Origin of the sequence: uncultured Blautia sp., from assembly GCF_902497045.1 — a bacterium.
Taxonomy (GTDB): Bacteria; Bacillota; Clostridia; order Lachnospirales; family Lachnospiraceae; genus Blautia_A.
Genome location: NZ_CABVDF010000245.1, coordinates 1 through 3,962, shown reverse-complemented (window position 1 = coordinate 3,962; position 3,962 = coordinate 1). Strand labels below are relative to the sequence as shown.

The window sequence follows — 3,962 nt, the reverse complement described above, 5'->3', positions numbered from 1 at the left end:
ACTCCCTGTAACGACGTGGGTTAGTTTTCGTTACAAGATTGTCCTGCCGATCTACTTCGATCAGATCATATCCTGCGTACAAGTCCCGGATCTCCTGACAGTCATTGTAAGACAGGATAAACTTACCTTTAATCCGGGAAAGCGCATCCCTCAGTCTCGCATGATCTTCCGACTGAAACTTGTCTGGATAATATTTTTCTGCATCATAATACGGCGGATCGCAATAAAATAATGCCGACTCCCGGTCATACGTTTTTATAAGACGCTCAAAATCGACATTCTCAATTACTACTCTATTCAATCTCTTCGATGCTTTCTGCAGATATTCTATCGTTCCCTGCATATCTCTTGAGCGCACACCAAACGAATCAAGGTCAGCACCAAAACTTAGTTTTATTCGACAGTAGAACCTCGCTGCTCTCTGTATGTCTGTCATGCCCTGAATCTCATTTTGGGCAACACAGTTGAAAAACTGTTCCCTGGATATCAGCATCCAGTCCAGCTCTTTTTGTAATGCATCCGGATGATATTTTACACACCTGAACAGATTCACCAGTTCTCCGTTCATGTCGTTGTATACTTCCATGTCCGCATGCTTTTCTTTGTCGAACAGTACCCATCCGGCTCCACCAAATACCTCAATGTATCTGTCAAAATTCTTTGGAAACTGTTCAATGATCTTTCTTTTCAGTAACTTCTTGCCACCGATCCAGCTTATAAAGCTATTCATTTTATCAACCCTCTTTCTGTAATACGTGGGTATTATTTCGTAAGCGCTTAAATCTTGGGTAGCTTTACTGTCTACGTTTTTAAACTCATAATGATAGTAAATAGATTTTTTCTACACTCCCCTTGATAGGAGATAGAAATTTACTACATTTGGAGGTTTCATTATGAGTAATAAACGTGCTCCAGGACGTTCCTTGGATGAATGGATGGAACTGGTAACCGAATGCAGACAAAGTGGCCTGACAGATGCTGCATGGTGTAATGAACACGGGATATCTCCCAGCTGTTTTTACAATGCAGTTACCCGTCTCCGCAAAAAAGCCTGCCAGATACCGGATCCAGTTGGAAAAGCTAGCACTCTTCACCTTACGTCCCATAAACAGGATGTAGTCCAGATCGCTATAGAACCGGAGTCTTCTCCGGCAGGACTGATTCCAGATAATGGAAACAGTCCTATGCACCTTGACAATTCACATACGATTGAAATCGAAGCAGACGGATTGCTTATACGAATGAGTAATGAGATCAAACCGGTACTTCTGAAGATGCTTATGGATACGCTGAAGGAGTCACTATGTTAGCGGATATCTCAAGTGTTGATGCAATCTATATCGTCTGTGGCAGAACCGATATGCGCAAGTCCATTGATGGATTGTGTGCGATCATCCAGGAACAGTTTTCGATGGAGATCGACCATGCACTTTTTCTTTTTTGTGGACGTAAATGTGACCGCATCAAAGCTATTTTAAAAGAACCGGATGGAATCGTTATGATCTACAAAAGACTGACTGCCCAAGGTTCTTACCGGTGGCCCAGAAATAAATCTGAAGTCCGGAATCTTACATGGCGGGAGTTCGACTGGCTGATGTCTGGCCTTGATATTGAGCAGCCAAAAGCGATTAAGTCAACATGAAAAAGATGCACATAAAACTCGCATTTTTTGCTGTATTTTCAGCACTTTCAAGTCTTGGTAAATCCGCTGTTTTGCTGGGAAAAGTCCCTGTTTTCTGGTATAATGGAAATATCAGAAACAGGAGGAAAAAGCAGTGGCAGACAGTTCTAAAGATATCCAGCTCCATGAGCTGAAGGACATGATAAACGATCTCAAAAAGATGATAAAAACACTTCAGGCAACTGTCGATGCTGCCAATAAACGGGAAGAGTCTCTTACCCAGGAACGGGATAACCTGAAAGAAGAGATAGACCTTCTCCGTAAAAAACTGTTTGGCACCTCCAGCGAAAAAAGAACCATCGATATTCCAGGCCAGTTAAACTTTTTCAATGAAGCGGAACTGGAACAGAATCCAGAAGCTGTAAAAGCAGAGGATCTTGAAGCACTTCTTCCGGAAAAAACAGCAAAAAAACGAAAAGCAAGAGCTACAGACGCTGAACGGTTTAAGGGAGTTCCTGTTGAGAAAAAGTATCTGGAACTTTCTGAGGAAGAGAAACTCTGCCCTTCCTGTGGTACTCCACTGAAAGAAATCGGGGAAGAGTTTGTCCGCCGGGAGCTGGTTTTTGTACCGGCAAAACTGAAAGTATATGAATACTATAGTAAGAACTATGAGTGTCCGCAGTGCAAACTTCAGGATATTCCGGTCATTAAAAAAGGAAAAGATGGCAGAGCCCATATGCTTTATGGAATGGCTTCTGCCGGAACAGTTGCCTGGGTAATGTACCAGAAGTTTTGTAATGGTCTTCCATACTACCGTCAGGAAAAGGACTGGAAACAGTATGGCGTAGAGATCACCAGAGCTACTATGGCAAACTGGGTGATCCGGAATTCCGAAGCGTTTTTTCTTCCTATGTACGAATACTTCCACAGGAAACTTCTGGAACGTGGATTCGCGATGGCAGATGAAACGCCACTTCAGGTTCTGCATGAACCGGAACGCCGCGCTCAGACAAAGTCATATATGTGGCTGTTCCGCAGCGGTGAAGACGGAGGAATACCTATTATCCTCTATAAATATTCGGAGACCCGGGCCGGAGACAATGCTGTGGATTTTCTTCACGGCTTCAAGGGTTATCTGATGTGCGATGGCTATAGTGGGTACAATAAAGTTCCAGATGCCAAACGCACAGCTTGCTGGGCACACATCAGAAGATATCTGGCAGATGCCATTCCCAAAGGAAAAGCTTTGGATTATACCCTGCCATCCGTACAGGGAATGCTGTACATTAACCAGCTCTTCCATCTGGAAGATGTGATCAGATCAAAGTATTCTTCCTTCGATGCTATCAAAAAGGCGCGTCTTGAAAAAGAAAAGCCGGTAGTAGAAGGCTTTTTGTCGTGGCTTGATCAGCAGAACCCTACCCGTGGAAGCAGAATGGATAAAGCTGTCACCTACATTCAGAACCGCCGCTCCTATCTGTCCACCTATCTAGAAGATGGCCGCTGCAGTTTTTCTAATAATCTCAGCGAAAATGCGATCCGTCCATTTACAGTAGGCCGTAAAAACTGGTTGTTCTGTGACACACCAAATGGAGCCCAGGCCAGTGCTGTTGTGTACACTATGGTAGAAATGGCAAAAGCCAATGGAGTAAACGTCTATCACTATCTTACTTATCTGCTGGAAAAAGTGCCTAATGATAGGATGAGCGATGATGAATTAGAACTTCTGGCTCCATGGAACGAAACTGTCAAAGCTGAAATCGAACATCGTGTAAACGAATCAAATCAATTATATGTGAACTGTCAAGGTGCTCCGGCTACTGAAAAGTAGTCGGGGATTTTTTCTATCATACCTAAAAATTAAGCGCTTACAAACATATAGTCTAGACAGCTACTTTTTAAGCTATCATTTGAAAGACATACAATATATAGGCTCAAATGGCGAAAGTGCCCATTTGGGCCTATTATTGTATGAATTCATGTGTTACAACCAGAGCAAGATCCACCCGTGTATTACAGTATTGTCATTTTGACAATTTTGTATTACTTACGAGTAGCAGACCTTGATTGGGATTACGTCCCCATACCCACGTGAAAATATAATTGCTGGCAATTATATTTTAGCAGATATGCAGGCATATCTGGATAAGCGTTACAGACAACAAAATAAGGAAATTTTGATAAGGCATTCACCTGGAATAGGTGAGTGTTTTTTTGCTTTTAAGTATTCAATTAACCGAAAAAATAAAAAAATTTTCCTCAGGGGGCTGTAAAAATGCCTCTCAGCGTTTCGTATTGTGTAAGGGTGTTTTTGAGGAAAAAATAAAAATTTTTTCATCAA

Annotated in this window: 4 protein-coding genes; 3 read left to right on the top strand and 1 reads right to left on the bottom strand. The window is 42.3% G+C overall.

What is annotated here, in order from left to right:
* A partial coding sequence (locus RDS42_RS13120) for a DNA adenine methylase (protein ID WP_308784051.1) occupies positions 1-730 on the bottom strand: 730 nt, incomplete at its 3' end.
* 163 nt (positions 731-893) lie between these two features.
* Between RDS42_RS13120 and RDS42_RS13115 the strand changes: the two genes are divergently transcribed.
* From RDS42_RS13115 to RDS42_RS13105, 3 genes are all read left to right on the top strand, one after another.
* Positions 894-1,310 carry a hypothetical protein gene (locus RDS42_RS13115; RefSeq protein ID WP_009243283.1) on the top strand — a complete coding sequence of 139 codons (417 nt, stop codon included), beginning with the start codon at positions 894-896 and terminating at the stop codon, positions 1,308-1,310.
* Positions 1,304-1,642 (top strand): IS66 family insertion sequence element accessory protein TnpB, encoded by a 339-nt coding sequence (gene tnpB, locus RDS42_RS13110; RefSeq protein ID WP_009243282.1) that lies wholly within the window; start codon positions 1,304-1,306, stop codon positions 1,640-1,642. The genes RDS42_RS13115 and tnpB overlap by 7 nt, the downstream gene beginning before the upstream one ends.
* A gap of 133 nt (positions 1,643-1,775) precedes the next feature.
* Positions 1,776-3,452 carry an IS66 family transposase gene (locus RDS42_RS13105; protein ID WP_009243281.1) on the top strand — a complete coding sequence of 559 codons (1,677 nt, stop codon included), beginning with the start codon at positions 1,776-1,778 and terminating at the stop codon, positions 3,450-3,452.
* The last annotated feature ends 510 nt before the right edge of the window (positions 3,453-3,962 follow it).